This is a genomic window from Lachnobacterium bovis DSM 14045 (genome assembly GCF_900107245.1).
Classification (GTDB): Bacteria; Bacillota; Clostridia; order Lachnospirales; family Lachnospiraceae; genus Roseburia; species Roseburia bovis.
Map to the genome: position 1 here is coordinate 30,894 of NZ_FNPG01000022.1, position 21,433 is coordinate 52,326.

The window sequence follows — 21,433 nt, forward strand, 5'->3', positions numbered from 1 at the left end:
ATTTATTGATTTCTCCTGCTGTTACTGTGCTGCAATCTGCTCTGCTTTATCTTCTAAGTATTCCCATCGCTCCATTAACTCATCAAGTTTTGCCTCTTTTTCTTCTTTTTCCTTATTGAGTTCATTTAGTTTTACGAAATCACTAGCACACTGCACCATTTCTTTATCAATTACTTCTAATCTTTCTTCAATTTCAGCAATATCTGATTCTATTGTCTCGTACTCTTTTTGTTCTTTATATGTAAACTTGATTTTCTTTTCATGTCCCCAAGTAGCACGAGAATCCTTTTTTTCCACATTTTTTGTATTTGAGTCTCCAGAAAATGACACACTATTTTCTCCTAAAGAAGCAAACGCGTTTGATTCGTCATTTTCATCTAAAGCCGACATTGAACCTACTTCTTTTTTACCCCATGGAGTTCCAAGTGGTCTTGTTCTTTTATTTAAATAGTCTGTGTAACCACCTTCGTATTGAGTTAACACTCCGCCATCTTCAAACGCAAAAATTCGATTTACTATTCTATCTAAGAAATATCTATCATGCGAAACAGTGATAACTATTCCTTTATAATGATCGAGATAATCCTCAAAAATTGCCAAAGTCTGAGTATCTAAATCATTAGTTGGCTCATCTAAAATTAGTACATTTGGAGCCTCCATTAAAACTCTCAACAGATTTAATCTACGCTTTTCTCCCCCTGATAATTTTTCAATTGGGCTGTACTGCTGCTCTGCTGTAAATAAAAATCGTTCTAACATCTGCGAAGCCGAAACTAATCCATCCTCAGTACGAACATATTCTGCTGTGTCCTTTATGTAGTCAATAACCCTATCTTTTGGATTCATGTACGAGGTTTCTCTGCTTACACCAGTCGCAGAAGTCCCATAATTTTTATCATCTGACATTATGATTTCCTGCGAATAATATCCAATTTTTACAGTTTGTCCAACTTTTATATCACCTTCATCAGGCTCCAAAAAACCGGCTAACATCTTCATGAGAGTAGTCTTACCACAACCATTTGTTCCAACGAATCCTACTCTGTCATTTTTCAAAAATATATATGAAAAATCATTAATTAAAGTAACTCCATCATATGCTTTACTTACGTTTTCAACTTCTACCGTTGTTCGTCCAAGGCGAGTTGAAATTGAGCTTAATTCTAATTTATCGTCCTCAACTGGCGCTTTTGCATTTTTTAATTCTTCATATCTTTGAATATGTGCCTTTTGCTTTGTTGAACGAGCACGAGCTCCACGCATCATCCACTGTATTTCATTGCGTAAAACTGATTGTCTCTTTCTTTCTGATGCCTTTTGTGATTCCTCGCGCATTGTTTTTCTCTCAAGAAAACCAGAATAATTTGTATCGTAACTATATATATTTCCTTTGTCAACTTCAACAATTCTGTTACACACACTATCCAAGAAATATCTATCATGAGTAACCATAATCAAAGATTTTCTCCAATTGCGAAGATAATCTTCTAACCATTCAATCATGTCATAATCTAAATGGTTAGTTGGCTCGTCCAAAATTAAAACATCACATGGCTTGATTAGCGTTGCAACAAGTGCAAGTCTCTTTCTTTGACCACCTGATAATTCGCTAACTTTTTTTTCATAATCTCCAACATCAAGTTTAGTCATCAGCGCCTTTGCGTCACTTTCTAATGTCCACTTATTTTCATCCGTAATATTTCCTGTTTTTGCTAAATTCAAAACATTATCTAAAGCAGATAGATTGTCATCAAACTTAGGTGCCTGTGACAAGTAGCTGATTATTACATGATTTGCTTTAGTTACACTTCCTTCATCCGGATTTTCTTCCTGTGCAATTATTTTTAACAAAGTTGATTTACCAGTACCATTAATTCCAACAATACCGATTTTTTCTCCTTCTTGCACATAAAAGGAAGCTCCACTAAAGAGCTCCCTTCCAGTATATGATTTAGTAATATTTTCAATATTAATTATGTTCATATTTCTTTATGCGGTTCCTACTGATGCCTCAAAACCAGCTTTTTTTCTAGTCTTGTTCGCAGTTTCTAACTTTTTTCCCGCTAACCTCACTTCTTTTTCTTCTATCTTATTATCGATTTGATTACCGTTAATCTGATTATTATTTTCTCGATTATCGTTAATCTCATTGCCATTCATTTTACTGTCAATTCGATCTTTTCGAGATAGCTCTTCCTGTTTCGCTTTTGCTTCTAATATAGCATTATTCAATTGCAACATCTTTGCATCTAACATCGAAACAATTCCTGAACACTCTCTTAAATCTCTACTGATGTATTCTGGAGCATTCCCCTCAAACTTGTAATAAATCTTATGTTCAAGACTTGCCCAAAAATCCATCGCCATTGTTCTGATTTGTATTTCAACTTTTGTATCTACTACTCTATCGGATAAGAAAATAGGTACAGTTACTATCATGTGATAACTCTTATATCCACTCTCTTTCGGATGTTTAATGTAATCCTTTATGGAAATAACTGTCAAATCATTTTGCTTCCCAATCATTTCTGCCAGTCTATAAATATCTGACGTAAAAGAACACACAAGTCTAATTCCCGCAATATCGTTTACGTAATTAACCATATTGTCAATTGTTACATCATAACCGTATCTTTTAAGTTTCTTAACTATGCTCTCTGGTGTCTTAATTCGAGATTTAATATTCTCAATTGGATTATACTGATGCACATGCTGAAACTCATCATTTAATATCTCTAGCTTTGTTCCTACCTCTTTAAGTGCAGAATTGTACAAAAGAATCACCGTCTTCCAACTATCTACGTCTTCTTTGAATGTGTATGGTGTTTCCATTTATTCTACCCTCCATTACCTTATAAATCACTCTATACTTCCATTTAAATTGTATCACATATAATGAAATTTGTCGGCTTATTTTAGCTATTTTATGAAAAATTAATAATCTTCTTCTAATCTCTGCATCATAATATTATGAAAATTTAATAATCTTCCTCTAAAATTTCCATTTCCATAAAATCAAATTCAATCTCATCCACAAAATTATCTTTATTAAATCTTGTCTTACTTCTTCTTTTAAATTCTTCAATATTTGAATTTAACCATATTGGTTTGCTTAAATCATATTTATAGCATACTTCATCTATTGAATTAAATATCTTATGTGTTCTTGTCTCATCTGAAAAATCTTCTATCGTCTCTGAATCAATTATCCTTGCATTATCTATAAACTTAAACCAAATTCTCAATTATTTATTTCTCCTTTGTCTATTAGCTTCATACATTAACAATGTTGCTGAAATAGCTGCATTCAATGACTCTACTTTTCCTTGCATTGGAATTTTTATGTAGTCATCCGCTAAATTTGCTATTTCATCACTTAATCCATTTCCCTCGTTACCTATAAAAAATCCACACGCCTTTGTATAATCTTTTTCGTCATATGATTGTATTCCTTTTAAATGCGCCGCAAATAAATTAACTTTTTTTTCTTTTAATTCTTTTATAACTTCCTGCAAATCATCCACAATTACAAAAGGCATTCTATATATGCTTCCCATAGTTGAACGAATAGTCTTAGTATTGAAAATATCAACTGTAGTCTTATTCATTATTATTCCTGTTGTTCCTGCTCCTTCTCCACTTCGAACCATCGTTCCAAGATTTCCCGGATCTTGAATACTTTCAAGAATAAGTAACTGTGTCTTATCACCAACTAGCATGTCATCTAGAGTATATTTGGGAATCTTAATTAATGCAATTATTCCTTGTGGAGTAATAGTATCACAAACAGATTTAAACACACTATTACTCAACACTTCATATTGATAATCTTTATACAAATCTCTTTTTTTGATGTCATTATGAAAATCTTCAGATACATATACCTGCTTTACCCAATCTCTTGGAGCTTCTTTAAACATCTTTATTCCTTCAACAATAAATACGTTCTCTTTTTTTCTTTCTTTTGATTTCTTATATAGTGCGATTAATTTTTTTACCTGTTGATTGCTACTACTTGTTATCATGAATAATCTACCTCTCATTCAACTTCTTATTTTCGCTCAAAAAAGTGGGTTGCCACTTAATTAATGACAGCCCACTCTAATTTTCAACTTTAATTCCGTCTTAATAACGTCTTAATGTCATGTATTATTCCAAAATTATACTAAATCTTTTGAAATACTATATAAGTACTCTGGAATTGTTTTTTGCATTGCAAGTGCTTCTTCGATATCATAATCTACGAATTCACCGTTCTTGTAAGCAACTACTCTATTGCTCTTTCCTTCGCAAAGAAGGTCAACTGCATAAGCACCCATTGTAGAAGCGTATACACGATCTTTACATGTTGGGCTACCACCACGCTGCATGTGTCCTAAGATTGTAGCTCTTGTTTCAACACCTGTAGCTTTTTCGATCTTCTCAGCTAATTCCTGAGAATGTCCGATACCTTCTGCATTGATGATGATGTAGTGCTCTTTACCTTTTTTACGTCCTTCAATGATACGTTTGATGATAGCTTCTTCATCATGATCATATTTTTCTGGAAGAAGAATTTCTTCAGAACCGTTAGCAATACCACACCATAATGCAATATAACCAGCGCCACGTCCCATAACTTCGATTACAGAACATCTTTCGTGTGATGTTGAAGTATCACGAACTTTATCAATAGCTTCCATAGCTGTGTTAACAGCTGTATCAAAACCGATTGTATAATCTGTACAAGCAATATCTAAATCGATTGTTCCTGGTACACCGATTGTGTTGATTCCTAATCTAGCTAATTTCTGAGCACCCTGGAAAGATCCGTCACCACCGATAACAACGATTCCATCGATACCGTGTTTTCTACAAATTTCAGCACCTTTAGCCTGTACTTCAGCTTCTTTAAACTCTAAACATCTAGCAGTTTGTAAAATTGTACCACCACGAGAAATAGTATCTGATACACTTGTAGCATCCATATCAATGATTTCTTCTGCTAAAAGTCCAGCATATCCTTTTTTAATTCCTTTAACTTTTTTTCCTTTTGCAAGTGCTTGACGAACTACTGCACGAATTGCAGCATTCATTCCTGGAGCATCTCCACCACTTGTTAAAACGCCAATTGTTTGTACTTCTTTAGCCATTTTAAGTATCCTCCTACTATATAACAAAATCTTTTTTAATATACACTCAATCTATTTTATTGTATACTGTTTGTCAATTGTTTTCAATATTCTTTTCAATAACTTTTACATTATTTTTTCCATACTTATTTATTAATGTATCAAAAAGAGCATTTTCAGCGTCAACTGTCAGACTTTTTCCAAATTTCTTTATAGATTTCGGATTTTCTATATAGATTATGACTTCATCTTTGCCAATATTATTGGTAAATAATTGCATCAATTCATCAACATCATTCTCATATTCTTGCATAGTTTTGAACTTAATCCACAAATCCCGTCCTAACTCATCAAAATAAATAATGTCCTCTGCAATTACTTTTCCATTTTGATCATTTTCAACTGCTGCTTTACCTTTTACAAAAATCTTATCATCTACTTCAAGCCTGCCCATAACTTTTTGATATTGTCTTGGAAAAACAATAACCTCAACAGATCCAACAAGATCTTCTATCTTCAAAAATGCCATAGGTTGATTTTTTTTCGTAAACTTAATGCTTTTTTCGGAAATAATTCCTCCCATAATTACCTTTTGACCATCTTTTATTTTTTGTTCATTTGTTTCCATATCAATAACAAAATCTGATGTAATAGCTGTTGCATTTTTATTTATTTTTTCCCTATATTCGTCTAGTGGATGTCCACTTAAATATATTGAAAGTACTTCTTTTTCAAAAGCCAACAACATTTCTTTGTCAAATTCTCCAACTTTTGGCATCTTAAACTCGAATTCTTTTTTTTCTTCTTCGCTTACTAAATCAAAAAGACTCATTTGTCCTGCAATATTGTTTTTTTTGCCGCTTGAGACTTTATCTACCATCATTGCATGTACGTAAACCATCTCTTTTCGAGTTGCATCAAAACAATCACAGGCACCCGCTTTAATCAGGTTCTCTACTGCTCTTTTATTGATATCATAGTTTGAGGCTCTTTGAACAAAATCCCACAAAGAAATATATTCACCGTTGTTTTTTCTCTCTTTTACCAGCGAATCTATTATCTGTCTTCCAAGACTTTTTATTGCATACATTCCAAATCGAATATTTTTTCCCTCAACACTAAATACGCCTTCTCCTGTATTTACACTTGGTGGTAAAACTTCTATCCCAAGATTTTTACACTGGTACAAATACTCAGACATTTTATCTGTATTATCAATTACTGAAGTAAGTAAAGCGGCCATATATTCTGTTGGATAATAGTACTTCAACCAAGCAGTCTGCATACTGATTACAGCATATGCTGCTGCATGTGATTTGTTAAATGCATACTTGGCAAAATCAACCATTGAATCATATATCTTATTAGCTGCCTGTTCTGAAATTCCGTTTGCAACACAACCTTTTATGTTTTCTTTTTCATCACCATATACGAAACTTTTTCGTCCTTCATCAATGACGTGTTGCTTTTTCTTACTCATCGCCCTTCTGATGTTATCGGCCTGTCCCATAGTATATCCTGCTAATTTTTGAACAATCTGCATAACCTGTTCCTGGTAAACGATACATCCATAAGTTGGCTCAAGAATATCTTTCAACTCAGGTGTCACATAGGTAATTTCATTTTGGTTCTTTTTACCCTTTATGTAATCAGGAATAAAGTCCATTGGGCCCGGTCTATAAAGTGATATTCCCGCTATAATATCTTCGAAACTTTCTGGTTTTAGTTCTCTCATGAACCCTTGCATTCCAGCAGATTCTAGCTGGAATACTCCGTGAGTCTTGCCTGTTCCAATAAAATCTAGCACCTTTTTGTCATTAAAATCTATATTATCTATATCAACATCTACACCTTTTGAATGTTTGATATTTTTTACAGCATCTTTTAACACTGTAAGCGTTCTAAGGCCTAAGAAATCCATCTTTAACAATCCTAATTCTTCAAGCTGAACCATGTTATACTCAGCTGTTGGGCTTCCATCACTTGCACGACCTAAAGGCACATAGTCACTTGCTACTCCCGGATAAATTACAACACCTGCTGCATGAACTGAAGTATGGTTAGGCAATCCTTCTAATTTTTGAGCCATATCTATTAATTCATGCATTTGCTGGTCTGATTCATATAGTGTTTTAAACTCAATATTCTCTTTTAACGCACTTTGTATTGTTACTTTAGGGCCAAATGGTATCATTTTAGCCACTTTATCCATCTGCGCATAAGGAAAATCCAATACTTTTCCTACTGCCTTTATAACTCCTCGCGCAGCCATCGTACCAAATGTAACAATCTGTGTAACTGAATCTTTTCCGTATTTTTGAGTTACGTATTCTATAGCTCTATATCTTTGTGCATATTCAAAATCTACGTCGATATCGGGCATTGATACACGTTGTGGATTTAGGAATCTCTCAAAAAGAAGATTATATTTTACAGGGTCTATGTTAGTGATTCCTGTACAATAGCAAACTTTACTTCCTGCCGCGGAACCTCGTCCAGGGCCAACCCAACAATCATGTTCTCTACTCCAGTTTATATAATCCCAAACTATAAGAATATACTCAATGAATCCCATTTTTTTGATAATTCCAAGTTCATATTGCATATCCTTGTAGATTCTGTCACATGCTTCTTTATCGTATTCTTTGTTATCTGTATATCTTTTTTTGAATCCTTTTTCACATAAATCAACTAAAAAATCCCAAGCACTATCATAACCTTCTGGCACTTCATATTTAGGAATTTTATAGTTATTAAATTCAATTTCTACGTTACATCTATCTGCAATCTTTTGTGTATTTTCTACAGCTTCTAATGCGTATGGAAAAAGCTTTTTCATTTCTTCTTCACTTTTTACATAATATTGTCCACCTTCATAACGAAGTCTGTTTTCATCTTTAAAAAGCTTTCCTGTTTGAATACACAAAAGCACATCATGAGCTTCTACATCATCTTCTGAAGTATAATGAACATCATTCGTACACACTAATGGAATATTTAGTTCCTGACTCATTCTTACAAAGGCCATATTTACTGTTTTTTGTTCTGGAATACCATGATCCTGTAGCTCTAAGAAATAGTTTCCATCTCCAAAAACGTTCTTATATTTGAGTGCTGTTTTTTTTGCTTTTTCATAATTACCGCGAACAATCTGCTTTTGAACTTCACCCGCTAAACACGCTGATAAACATATTAGACCTTCATGATATTTTTCGAGCAACTCAAAATCAACCCTTGGTTTATAATAATAACCTTCCGTAAATCCTGCAGAGACAATTTTCACAAGATTTTCATAACCTTTATTATTTTCCGCTAAAAGAATAAGGTGATAATACCTATCCTCTCCATGACTTATTTCTCTATCAAATCTTGAATTTGGAGCAACATAAACTTCGCAACCAATAATAGGTTTTATTCCTTGCGCCTTTGCAGTTTTATAGAATTCGATAGCGCCATACATGACTCCATGGTCTGTTATGGCTGCTGAATTCATTCCAAGTTCTTTTACTCTTTTTATATATTCACTTATCTTGTTAGAACCATCTAACAAGCTATATTCTGTATGTGTATGAAGATGTACAAAGCTCATATTTATCCTCTTTTCTAAATTACTTCTAATCTATATATTTTAACAAATCATAGAATCTAAAACAATATTTATATTTCTTTTTTTATTTTCATTTAATCTCTTTGTATTTTATTTTTATTGTGCTACAATTGACATATATTTCTAGATTGGAGGGCTTATTTATGGGAAAAATCGGATTAGTTGTTGAAGGAGGAGGAATGAAATGCGCTTATAGTGCTGGCATTCTTGATTGTTTTCTAGAGAATAATATCTCTTTTGATTACAGCATTGGTGTTTCGGCTGGTTCTGCAAATATCTCTTCATTTTTAGCCAATCAAAAAGAACGTAATCTACGTTTTTATACACAACATGTAAAAGATTCTGAATACATTAGTGTTCAAAACTTTTTATTGCATGGTGAAATATTTGGACTTGATTATATTTATGGTAAATTAAGCAATTCTACTGGCAAGGATCCCCTTGATTTTCAGGCAATTATTGACAATCCTTGCGAATTTGAAATGGTAGCAACTGATTCAAAAACTGGAAAAGCCGTATATTTTAATAAGGGCGATTTACGTCAAGACAACTACACACCTATTATGGCATCAAGTGCATTACCGGTTTTTTGTAATCCAGTATCTTTTCTAGGTTGTGAATATTTTGATGGTGGAATTTCTGATGCAATACCTTTTCAGCGTGCTCTCAAACAAGGATGCGAAAAGGTAGTTGTACTATTGAGCAAGCCTCGAAGTTTTGTCAGAAAACCTGAGGCTCATAAATCTGTTTATTCAAAAGTTTTAAGAAATTATCCAAAAATTATTAAAGCTATTGACCGTCGTTACATCATGTATCGTAATCAAATTGCTAAACTCAAAAGACTAGAAGCTGAAGGAAAACTTTTTGTTTTTGCACCTTCAAAAAACATAAAATTAAATACAATTGCCATGGATCCTGTTGGAGAACAATCACTTTATGATCTTGGCCTTGATGATTATAAGAGCAGAGAAGAAAAACTTTTGAAGTTTCTTGGATCAAAGAATAAATAAGAGTTAAATAAATGTTAAACAAAAGGTCATACCTCGCTTGAAGTATGGCCTTTTATTTTATTATATATTTCTTATTATTTATTTCTTATTATATTTCATTTTTTAGGCGATTTAATTTTTAATCATCCCAATTTTTTTTCTAATCATCCCATTCTTTGCCGTTTACTGTAATGTCTCCCATATCACAGTTTAAATCAGCATTCTTTTTAGTAAGTTTGCCAGATGTTTTGATGTCAATATCTCCCATATTACAATCTACTTTGATTTTATCAAATTCTGTTTTTACCTCTGCATCGCCCATATTAGTATCAATTGTTATAGAATTATGCTTTCCATTTTTTATTGTTGCATCACCTAGGCTGACATCAACTTTACAAGTTGAAGATATGACATTTTCTAAATTAATATCACCCATATCAGCATCTACATTTATTTTATCAACTAACAAATCGTTTATTTCAACATCACCTAAATTAACTTTCATGTCAATTTCATCAAGTTTCGTTTCTTTTGGAATTGTCACTTCTATATTATATTTTGCTTTATTTAATTTTGCAATTTTTATATTACTTGTTTCTCTTATTACAAGCGAATCACCCTCTACTTTTATTTTTGGAGTATGCTTTTTAGGATAACAATAATGAACTTTTAATTCATTTCCATATTTGACAGTCACATCTCCTGCATCTAATTTAGCATCAATTTTCTTAATTGACTTATCTTTTAGTATAATAGTTTTTGAAAAACTTTTTTCTTTAAAATCAAACAAAATAGGGGAAACCACTTTAAAATAACCCGAAAAAACTATACAGCAAATTGTAATAGCCCATATACAACATAAATATTTTCTCTTCATTTATTCTTTCTCCTTCTCAAACGAAATACGTAATATTCTCTTTACAACACCTGCTATTGGAAAAATAATCCATGTAATATGCCAATCACCTGTCAAGAAACTAATACACAAGTATATGCATACAACCGTCTGATTATATACCTCCATAATAAACTTAGCTTCTTTACTGACGTATTGTTTTCCTGTTTCAATATTGTAATAATTGTTTGGATTGTTTTTTCTATTAATCTCTAATACTTTGTTATAACTCTCATAAATAATTGATGAAGAAACTAAAAGATAAACTCCTATTCCAACCAATACAAATAATGATGCTGGTGCTATGTTTACCTTCCCATCAAATACAATACTTGGAACCACACTTAAAATGCACAACATAACTCCGACTGACAAACAAAGTGTTCTTGTTTTTTCATAAACTCTTTTTTTCTTTTTTACATTCTCTACTGTAAATAAATCTATCTCACATATTTGAGTTTTAATATAGTTAAACTCTTTTTCAGCCGCACCACTTATAATAAAAAGTGCTATTGCAATTGCTACAGAAACAAACATAAGTGCAGCTCCAATTCCTTCATATTTTTTAAATAACACATCAAAAATAATTGGATAAATCACACTTGTAATGCAAAAAAATACACCTATTCCAATACGATGTGCATTCTTAACCTCTGTTGAAAGGTATTTATCAATCTCATCCATTGATACCTTTCTACGTGGAGTTTGTTCCTGATAAGAGTTAGTATCTTGATATTCATTATATGAATAACTTGAAGCACCTGAATTTGAGCTTGAGTTTGAGCTTAAATCTTTTTCTTCTTTTGTTAAACCTAAATCATCAATTAACTCATCAAGATTGCCAAATTCAGAAATAACCGTACCTATTGCAGTGTTTTCACTCGCACCGTTTTCAATTAATTCATTGTATTTGTCTTCCATCATGCTGAGTAATTCTTCTTTTGCCTTTCTGACTTCTGGCGTGTCAGGCATATTAGCAAACATTACTTCTAGATAATTTTTAATCGTTTCCATTTTTATTCTCCTTCATTATACTTTTCATTTTTTATAAAACGTTCTATAACTTCTTTAGTCAAATTCCATTCCTCGCATCTGGCTTTATAGTATTCTCTACCGCTTTCAGTGACTCGATAATATGTCCTTTTCTTTTTATTACCTTCTGCATCAACATTCGATATAAAGGATTCTATATAGCCATTCTTCTCAAGTCTCGTAAAAGCTGAATACAAAGTCGTTTCCTTTATTACATATTTTTCATCGGATATTTGCTTGATTTTTTTTGAAATGCCATATCCGTATGATGGTTCATTCAAAAGAATGCTTAGGATTATAGTGTCATTATATCCTCGAATAACATCACTACTTATTCCACTCATTTTCGACCTCCTTTTATTACGTCTGTCGTAGTACTCTATCTGATGAAGTAATTATACTACGTCTATCGTAGCTTATCAATAAAAAATTTATATAAAATCAAAAAAATTTTTAAAAAGAATCAAAAAAAAATCAAAAAAGAACTAATCAATTACAAATAAAATAGAATTGCATGAAAACAACACATAAAAAATGCATAAAAAAGCCCCTCTTTACAGGATTTTCTAGGACACTAGATTCTTATCACTGTAAAGAGGGGTCATATGAACTTATATTCTATATGATCTTATTTTTATATGAACTCCTATTTCACACAAAATCTCTCTTATATATCTTTGAATTACATAAGTCTTTCTTATAAAACTTCTACAAGTTCAATTGAGAAATTAAGTTCCTTTCCAGCCATTTCATGATTTGCATCAAAAGTTATGTTTGTGTCATCTTTTGCAGTAACTTTTACAGGAAATGGTCTACCTAATTGATCCTGTAAATATACCTGCTGACCAACTTCTAATCCTTCGGCACCTGGGATACTTGCAATTTCTACAGTGAAAATTGCATTTTCATCAGGCATTCCGTAAGCTTCTTCTGGCATAAGATGGATATCAACTTTTTCCCCAACCTCCATATTTGCTACTGCTGCATCAAAACCTTTGATCATCATTCCTGCTCCACAAACAAACTCAAGTGGCTCGCCTCTATCATATGATGAGTCAAATTGTGTACCATCATTAAAAGTTCCTCTGTAGTGTGTGCGGCATGTTTTACCAACATTTTTACCTTCAATTGCAGATGTTGACTTATTATTTTCTGTACTCATTTATTGCTCTCCTTAAAAATAATTTTTCTATATTATACATTGAAATGATATTTCTTTCTATAACTTTTTACTTCTCTCTCGTACCTATTTTGTTTTCTATATAAGTCAATTACTTCTATTATTTTACCCAACTGACTCAAAGTGGCTCAAAACACTACCTGAAAATAATATTTCTAAGCACCGCTAACATTACAAGATGTCCCGGATAAAAAATATAGAAAAAATATTTATTTTGCTTTCCTCTTTTTCCATTGTACAAATAAACCGGTAAAAGCCCAAATATTGCCCATTTTTCGATTTCTCCACACATTATAACCAGAATCACTATACTAATTATAAATCCTATTTCTTTTTTCCCCATTTGAATTGACTTATAAATCACATAGATTACAATCACGCCACAAGCTCCGTAGTCTGTCCTTAACACTTGTGCCAATATTGCTCCCAACGCAAAAATCACAAGCTCTCCCCCTGCAATTTGCTGATCTGAAAGCATATACTTAAATTGCACATCTTTCAATTTATCAATACACATAATCGTACAAACTGCTATAGCCAACGTGAAAAAAACATTATTATTCTCTATATAAAATGGTGAATCAAAGAAAGCCCAATCAAACGGCACTTCGGAAACAATTCCAAAAATAACTAATCGAAGAGCATACTTTTGTATATTTTTTGTATGTATCGCTCCCTCAGCAATCATAAATGCAAATAAAGGAAATGCTATTCTACCAATTGATCTCAGTATCATATCAATTGTATATATTGAATCAAACATATTGTATTTTTCATAAAAGAACCACACTTCCCTCTCAAGAAGTGCGGCTCCTATATGATCTATTAGCATTGTAATTATTGCAATATATTTCAAATAACTAGCCGGAATTGGAAATTTTTGCCTTATTAAAGTCTCTTTTTTATAAAAATCTAAGTTCATCTTATGCTCCTGTTTTGTTGATATTTCTGTATTTTTTACGGAATATTTATGTTTCCGCAAATCATTCTTTCTTATGCGCCTGTATTGTCAATTTTTACTTTATCTAGATGCCAAATATCATCAACATATTCTTGTATTGTTCTATCTGATGAGAATTTTCCTGCATTTGCAACATTTAAGATTGCACTCTTAGCCCATGAGTTCTTATCCTGATAATATCTGTTAACTTTTTGCTGTGCCTTAGCATAAGATCTAAAATCAGCCAAAATAAAATATTTATCTGCTTCTTTATCATGTAGCAATGCGTTATATAATGTTCTAAACAATTCTCTATCATTTGCTGAATATGTTCCATCTATTAACTGATTAAGTACTTTTTTAATCTGTGGATCATTATTATAATAATCTATTGGATTATAATCATGGCGTTTTTCATGCTCAATTACTTCATCTGCACTCATTCCAAAAATAAAGATATTATCTGCACCTACTTCATCATACATTTCAACATTTGCGCCGTCAAGTGTACCTAAAGTAATAGCACCATTTAACATGAATTTCATATTTCCTGTTCCTGATGCTTCTTTACTTGCAGTAGAAATTTGCTCACTAACGTCTGCTGCCGCAAAAATCATCTCAGCATTTGAAACTTTATAGTCCTCTATAAATACCACTTTAATCTTTCCATTAATGCTAGAATCATTATTAATAACTTCTGCAACATTGTTAATTAATTTGATTGTTTTTTTAGCGGTTTCATATCCTGCTGCTGCTTTTGCACCAAATATGAAAGTTCTTGGATAAATATCAACATCTGGATTCTCTTTAATAACATTATAAAGGTACATTACATGCAAAATATTAAGCAACTGTCTCTTGTATTCATGTAATCTTTTTACCTGAACATCAAAAATAGAATTTGTATCCACATCAATTCCATTATGTTCTTTGATATATTTTGCCAAACGAACTTTGTTTTTATGTTTAATCTCCATAAACTCTTCTTGAGCTTTTGGATTATCTGCATAATCTGTAAGTTCTTTCAAAACAGATAAATCTGTATACCATTTGTCCCCAACTTTATCTGTAACCCATTTTGCTAATAATCTATTTCCATGACCTAGGAAACGTCTTTGTGTAATACCATTTGTTTTATTATTAAATTTATCTGGAAACATTTCATAGAAGTCTCTTAATTCTTGCTTCTTTAATATTTCTGTATGTAATTTTGCAACACCATTGATTGAGTAACCTGCAACTATTGCCAAATGTGCCATTCTTACCTGACCATCATATAAAATAGCCATCTTTCTTATTTTTTCATCATTACCAGGATATCTAGCCTGAACTTCTAATACAAAACGTCTGTTGATTTCATCAATAATCTGATATACCCTTGGTAATAATCTTTCAAAGATTTCAATTGGCCATTTTTCAAGTGCTTCTGCCATAATAGTGTGATTAGTATATGCAACACAATGTGTTGTAATTTCCCAGGCCTCATCCCACTCTAAATGTTCATCATCTAGAAGAATTCTCATCAACTCAGCAACTGCAACTGTAGGATGAGTATCGTTCATCTGAAAAACAATTTTCTTTGGCATATCCATTAAGTTATCATTTTTTTGTTTAAATCTTTCAATTGCTCTTTGAATACTCGCTGAAACAAAGAAATACTGTTGTTTTAATCTTAATTCTTTTCCTGCTACATGATTATCATTTGGGTATAGAACATCAACCAGGTTTCTTGCTAACATTTCTTCTTCAACAGCTTTTTGATAATCACCTTTATCAAATGAATCCAAGCTGAAAACTTCCTTTGCTTCTGCATCCCATATAATTAATGTGTCAATCAAATTGTTTTTATAACCAACTATAGGCATATCATGTGGTATAGCCCATACTGATCTGTAATCTTTTTGAACAAACGACAATTTACCATTTTCGTCAACTTCCTGCTCTACATGTCCACCAAATTTAACTTCATATCTGTACTCAGGTCTTCTAAGTTCAAATGGATAACCATGTTCTAACCAGTTATCTGGAACTTCTATCTGAAAGCCATCAATAATCTGTTGTTTAAACATACCATATCTATATCGAATACCACATCCACAAGCTGCATAGCCTAATGTAGCTAATGAATCTAAGAAACATGCTGCTAATCTACCCAAACCGCCATTTCCTAATGCAGGATCTGGCTCTTCATCTTCGATTGCATTAATATCTAATCCTAACTCCTGTAACGCTTCAGCAACCTCATCATAAGCAGATAAATTTAATAAAATATTACCAAGTGCTCGTCCCATCAAGAATTCCATAGATAAATAGTAAACTGTTTTTGGTTGTTCTCTTGCAAAAGTTTGCTGAGTTGCCAACCACTCATCCATAATTACATCTTTTACTGAAATACATACTGCCTGAAAAATTTCTTGATTTGACGCTGTACTCAAGTCTTTTCTGTATTGTGTCATTAAATTTTCTTTTACACTTTTGATAAAAACTTTCTTGTTAAATACATTATCTCTCATCATTCTCCTCCTAGAATAAGCGTATCTTTATCCATTCTTTACAGTATTTCGGAATAATTTTATTTTTAATTTATATTAATAAAATAAAAAGCAGGCAACGAAAATATAACATTTAAATTACTAGAAACACTACTACTAACTTAGGCTATATCTCATTACCTGCCAAAAATTTAACTATATTTCATTTATATTATACTACTTATTGCTTCTCAACTGCAAGTTTAACGTCTTCTCCATTAATCTTCCATTCTTTTTCAAAGCCTGATAATGCAGATTTCTCAATTGAAACTGCTAAAACATCACCCATGATAGCTTCTTTATTTCTATCGAAGATTTCTGTTACTTTATCATTTGCTTCATATGTTACTTTGATGTGATCCATCACTTCAAATCCTGCATCTTTACGCATTGTCTGTAATTTTGAAATAATTTCTCTTACAAAGCCTTCTTCAAGAAGTTCTGGTGTAAGGTTAGTATCTAAAACAACTGTCATGTTGTTATCATTTTCTGTTACATAACCTTCCATTTGAGTCATTGTAATTAATAAATCTTCTTCTGTTAAAACAACTTCATCACTTACTTCTGAAAGTTTTAATTCACCATTAGTCTTTAACTCAGCCATCGCTTTATTTCCATCAAGACTTGCTAATGCAGCTTGAATCTGTTTTAAAAACTTACCATATTTTGGACCAACTGTACGAAGTTGTGGTTTGAAAATATATGTTGTATAAGCTGAAACATCATCTTTGAATTCAACTTCTTTAACATTTAATTCTTCTTCCACAATTTCTTTGTAGAAACTTTCTAATTCATCTTCAGCTTTTACATACATTTTACCGATTGGCTGACGATTCTTAATGTTAGCTTCATTTCTACAAGCACGTCCCATAACAACAATTTTAAGAACTTCATCCATGTTCTTTTCTAATTCTTTGTCGATGTGCTCTTCATCAACAACAGGGAAATCACATAAGTGAATACTCTCTGGTGCATTAGCATCAACGCTTCTTACTAAGTTCTGATAAATATCTTCTGTCATAAATGGAATCATAGGTGCTGCTGCTTTAGAAATAGTAACAAGTGCTGTATATAATGTCATATATGCATTAATTTTATCCTGTTCCATTCCTTTAGCCCAGAATCTTTCTCTAGAACGTCTTACATACCAGTTACTCATTTCATCAACAAATTCTTGTAATACTCTAGCTGCTTCTGGAATTCTGTAATTTCCTAAATTGTCATCTACTGCTTTAACAGCTGAATTTAATTTAGATAATAACCATTTGTCCATTACTGATAATTTATCGTAATCTAATGTATATTTTGTTGCATCAAACTCGTCAATATTAGCGTAAAGTACGAAGAATGCATATGTATTCCATAATGTACCCATAAATTTACGCTGACCTTCTTGAACAGCTTTTCCATGGAATCTATTTGGTAACCATGGTGCTGAGTTAATGTAGAAGTACCATCTAATAGCATCTGCGCCATATTTTTGTAATGCATCAAATGGATCAACTGCATTTCCTTTTGATTTAGACATCTTCTGTCCGTTTTCATCCTGAACATGACCTAACACGATAACATTTTTATATGGTGCTTTGTTGAAAAGTAATGTACTTTCTGCCATTAATGAGTAGAACCAACCTCTAGTCTGGTCAACTGCTTCTGAAATAAAGTTTGCAGGAAACTGCTGCTCAAATAAATCTTTATTTTCAAATGGATAATGATGCTGAGCAAATGGCATTGCTCCTGAATCGAACCAGCAGTCTAATACTTCTGGAACTCTCTTCATTGTTCCACCACATTCACATTTGTAAGTTACATCATCAATATATGGTCTGTGTAATTCAACTTCTGCAACTTTAGGATCTCCTGCTTTTTCAGCAAGTTCCTGTCTGCTTCCGATTGCTTCTTGTTTTCCACAGCAATCACATTCCCAAATATTTAATGGTGTACCCCAATATCTGTTTCTTGAAATACCCCAATCCTGGATATTCTCTAACCAGTTTCCAAAACGACCTTCACCGATACTCTTTGGAATCCAGTTTACTGTTTTATTATTTGCAACTAAATCATCTTTTACTTCTGTCATCTTTATGAACCATGATTCTCTTGCATAGTAGATAAGTGGAGTATCACATCTCCAACAATGTGGATAATCATGTTCAAACTTAGGTGCAGCAAATAATTTATTCTGATCTACTAAATCTTTTAAAATAATTGGATCTGCCTTTTTAACAAAAACTCCAGCGTATGGTGTTTCTTCTGTAAGCTCACCACGCTCGTTTACAAACTGAATAAATGGTAAATCATTTTCTCTTCCGATTCTAGCATCGTCTTCACCAAATGCAGGTGCGATATGTACAATACCTGTACCATCTGACATTGTTACATAATCATCAGCTGTAACAAAATGAGCTTTTTTATGTTGTTTTTCAGCTTTTTCTGCAGCACATTCAAATAATGCTTCATATTCTCTTCCGACTAAATCTTTACCCACATATTTTTCTAAAACTTCATATGCTTTTTGATCACTGTCTTCTTCAACTAATTTGCCTAAAACAGAATCAAGTAAAGCTTCTGCCATATAATATGTATATCCATCAACTGCTTTAACTTTAACATATGTTTCTTCTGGGTTTACACATAATGCAGTATTTGAAGGAAGTGTCCATGGAGTAGTTGTCCATGCTAAGAAATAAGCATCCTCTCCCTTTGCTTTAAATCGAACAATTGCTGATTTTTCTTTAACTGTTTTATATCCTTGTGCAACTTCTTGAGCTGAAAGAGGTGTTCCACAACGTGGGCAATAAGGAACTACTTTAAATCCTTTGTATAAAAGATCTTTTTCCCAGATTTCTTTTAAAGCCCACCACTCAGACTCAATAAAATTATTATCATATGTTATATATGGATTTTCCATATCAGCCCAAAATCCTACTGTTCCTGAGAAATCTTCCCATAAACCTTTATATTTCCAAACTGATTCTCTACATTTTTTTACAAATGGTTCCATACCATATTCTTCAATTTGCTCTTTACCATTTAATCCAAGAAGTTTTTCTACTTCAAGTTCTACTGGAAGACCATGTGTATCCCATCCTGCTTTTCTAGGTACATATTTGCCCTTCATGGTTTGATATCTTGGAATCATATCCTTTATAACTCTTGTTAAAACATGTCCAATATGTGGTTTACCATTTGCTGTTGGAGGTCCATCATAAAAAGTGTATGTTTCTCCCTTTTTTCTACTTTCCATTGATTTAAGAAAAATGTCGTTATCATTCCAGAATTTCTCTACTTCGTGTTCTCTGTCAACGAAATTCATATTGGTATCGACTTTCTTGTACATAATACATTTCCTCCTAATTTACGTAATCGATTTATATAAATAAAAAAGGCTCTAATCCTGTAATAAGGACGAGAGCCCGCGTTTAACCACCTTGTTACAATGTACTTAAAATATAACCATAGAATATAGCATAATATCTATGACCAATTTTGCATACCTGCTCCCTTTAACGTCGGAAAAAACGTCAGAATCTATTCTTTAAAAAAAGGATAATTACAAAAGAAAGAGAAGTAACTTCAAATGAAATTATTTAAAACAAATGAAAAAAAATAAAATAACACTGTAATTATCCTATAATAACTTCCTAAATTTCGACCTGCAACTCCGAAGTGATTTTCATTTAACAACTACTAATATCAGCTCCCACCTAATCTGACTCTCTTTAACTTTCATTGATAAATTACTGTCTTCATCATAGTCTTTATCTTTTTAATTTTATTCAAACATCATATCTAAAATACGACATCTAAAGTATAAATCTAGTAAAAAAACTTGTCAAGTTTATTTATTAGATTTTTTTATTTTTAAACACAACATTAAACAATTTACTTATTATTTATCGAAAATAATCTTTTCATTATTAAATAATTTTCCAAGAAACATTGAAAGAAGTGCAACGCAAACAACTGTTGAAATAACTGTCACTATTATCTCAATATTTCTATATGTTCCACTAAATATCTTGTTTATTACTATAATAATATTGAGAATTGGAATTGCAAACAACCCTAACTTATCTGTCATTCCATCAAACAATGCTGGAGCAAATGAAATTCCCGCTATAACCATTGTCATAGGTGCAAGCGCTGTTTGTGCATCTTTTACGTTTTTTGCAAAGCACGAAACAATTGCAACTAATGAAGTAAATAAGCAAGCTGCTGAACAAATTATGATAATTAATAGCACATAATCTTTTGTTCCATACGTACTTGTAAAAGAAAGATTATCATCTGCCATCATAAGTTTTGGTAATGACAAGATTATTCCTAAGAAACTCGATAAACCACTTATTACTGCAATTATACTTAAGCTTAAAATCTTACCCAAGGCTATGCTACTTCTTTTTACAGGTGTAACAAGCAATGTTGCCATTGTTCCTCTTTCTTTTTCACCTACAATTGACTCTGTAGCTGCTGCATTAGCTCCTGAGAAAACTAACATAACAACTAAAAGTGGCAATAATGAAGAAAATATTTTTTTAACGCTTGCATCTTCTTTGTTTTCTGACAAATTGTATTTACTATCGTTATCTTTTTTATCACTAGCTAATTTATTTCCTTCTCTATTAATATCGAATTTATTAGATATAGCACTTTCGTAATCATTTAAACGGTCATTAATATATCCATATGCATTGTCCGAATTATTGTATTCCGATGAATAATATATTTCAACATTTGCAGGTAAATCTTTGCTACTCAAAACACTATATTCACTAACTTTTTTATCAAAGTTTTCTGGAAAAATAACAACTGCATCAAGTTTTTCAGTCATTATTTTTTCTTTTGCGTTATTCACTATAACTTCTAGCTTATCATCACTTTTAACACTCTGTGAATCAATTCTTTTGACGTTAAGACTTTTATCTTTTTCCAAATTTTCCAAATTCTGCGGCATCCTTACAATTTCAACATTGTAAACCTCTTTTTTTTCTTTTTCCACCATGCTTTTCATGGCATATCCCATAAATGAATAAATGACATAAATCATAAGACCTGGTAAAATAAAAACTTGAAATGCGATTTTCCTATCTTGTACAAATCTCATTATCTCTTTTTTCATTATATTCAAAACATTATTCATATTCT

At 32.0% G+C, this 21,433-nt stretch carries 13 protein-coding genes and 2 pseudogenes; 1 reads left to right on the forward strand and 14 read right to left on the reverse strand.

Annotated features, from left to right (window positions below; translation table 11 throughout):
• Window positions 1-21: 21 nt before the first annotated feature.
• The 6 genes and pseudogenes from BLV79_RS09065 to BLV79_RS09090 form a co-directional block, all read right to left on the reverse strand.
• Window positions 22-1,983, reverse strand: a complete 1,962-nt coding sequence (locus tag BLV79_RS09065) for an ABC-F family ATP-binding cassette domain-containing protein (protein WP_074718292.1) — start codon at window positions 1,981-1,983, stop codon at window positions 22-24.
• Window positions 1,984-2,190: 207 nt separating this feature from the next.
• Window positions 2,191-2,832, reverse strand: a pseudogene (locus tag BLV79_RS09070) (GTP pyrophosphokinase); the annotation flags it as partial.
• 146 nt (window positions 2,833-2,978) lie between these two features.
• Window positions 2,979-3,245 carry a hypothetical protein gene (locus tag BLV79_RS09075; protein ID WP_074718293.1) on the reverse strand — a complete coding sequence of 89 codons (267 nt, stop codon included), beginning with the start codon at window positions 3,243-3,245 and terminating at the stop codon, window positions 2,979-2,981.
• On the reverse strand, window positions 3,246-4,025 hold the full coding sequence (locus BLV79_RS09080; protein WP_074718295.1) for a TrmH family RNA methyltransferase: 780 nt from the start codon (window positions 4,023-4,025) through the stop codon (window positions 3,246-3,248).
• Between the two features lie 135 nt (window positions 4,026-4,160).
• Window positions 4,161-5,132, reverse strand: a complete 972-nt coding sequence (gene pfkA, locus BLV79_RS09085) for a 6-phosphofructokinase (protein ID WP_074718297.1) — start codon at window positions 5,130-5,132, stop codon at window positions 4,161-4,163.
• A gap of 73 nt (window positions 5,133-5,205) precedes the next feature.
• A complete protein-coding gene (locus BLV79_RS09090) occupies window positions 5,206-8,700 on the reverse strand; it encodes a DNA polymerase III subunit alpha (protein WP_074718299.1) in 3,495 nt (1,164 codons plus the stop codon).
• A gap of 161 nt (window positions 8,701-8,861) precedes the next feature.
• Here BLV79_RS09090 and BLV79_RS09095 point away from each other — a divergent pair, with 161 nt between their 5' ends.
• Window positions 8,862-9,728: a patatin-like phospholipase family protein gene (locus BLV79_RS09095; protein WP_074718301.1), complete on the forward strand. Its 867-nt coding sequence runs from the start codon at window positions 8,862-8,864 to the stop codon at window positions 9,726-9,728.
• Window positions 9,729-9,867: 139 nt separating this feature from the next.
• Here the strand turns inward: BLV79_RS09095 and BLV79_RS09100 are convergent, their stop codons facing one another.
• The 8 genes and pseudogenes from BLV79_RS09100 to BLV79_RS09135 form a co-directional block, all read right to left on the reverse strand.
• Complete coding sequence (locus tag BLV79_RS09100; RefSeq protein WP_074718303.1) at window positions 9,868-10,584, reverse strand: DUF4097 family beta strand repeat-containing protein; 717 nt, start codon at window positions 10,582-10,584, stop codon at window positions 9,868-9,870.
• Window positions 10,585-11,616: a permease prefix domain 1-containing protein gene (locus BLV79_RS09105; RefSeq protein ID WP_074718305.1), complete on the reverse strand. Its 1,032-nt coding sequence runs from the start codon at window positions 11,614-11,616 to the stop codon at window positions 10,585-10,587. It abuts the gene before it with no gap.
• A 2-nt stretch (window positions 11,617-11,618) separates the two neighbouring features.
• Window positions 11,619-11,978 carry a PadR family transcriptional regulator gene (locus BLV79_RS09110; RefSeq protein WP_074718307.1) on the reverse strand — a complete coding sequence of 120 codons (360 nt, stop codon included), beginning with the start codon at window positions 11,976-11,978 and terminating at the stop codon, window positions 11,619-11,621.
• 353 nt (window positions 11,979-12,331) lie between these two features.
• Window positions 12,332-12,763, reverse strand: a pseudogene (locus tag BLV79_RS09115) (FKBP-type peptidyl-prolyl cis-trans isomerase); the annotation flags it as partial.
• Between the two features lie 187 nt (window positions 12,764-12,950).
• Entirely contained in the window at window positions 12,951-13,736 is a 786-nt protein-coding gene (locus BLV79_RS09120) for a TraX family protein (RefSeq protein WP_074718309.1), read from the reverse strand.
• 71 nt (window positions 13,737-13,807) lie between these two features.
• On the reverse strand, window positions 13,808-16,267 hold the full coding sequence (locus tag BLV79_RS09125; protein ID WP_074718311.1) for a glycogen/starch/alpha-glucan phosphorylase: 2,460 nt from the start codon (window positions 16,265-16,267) through the stop codon (window positions 13,808-13,810).
• Window positions 16,268-16,466: 199 nt separating this feature from the next.
• On the reverse strand, window positions 16,467-19,625 hold the full coding sequence (ileS, locus tag BLV79_RS09130; protein WP_074718314.1) for an isoleucine--tRNA ligase: 3,159 nt from the start codon (window positions 19,623-19,625) through the stop codon (window positions 16,467-16,469).
• Window positions 19,626-20,177: 552 nt separating this feature from the next.
• Window positions 20,178-21,428: an ABC transporter permease gene (locus BLV79_RS09135; RefSeq protein WP_074718316.1), complete on the reverse strand. Its 1,251-nt coding sequence runs from the start codon at window positions 21,426-21,428 to the stop codon at window positions 20,178-20,180.
• Window positions 21,429-21,433 lie beyond the last annotated feature (5 nt).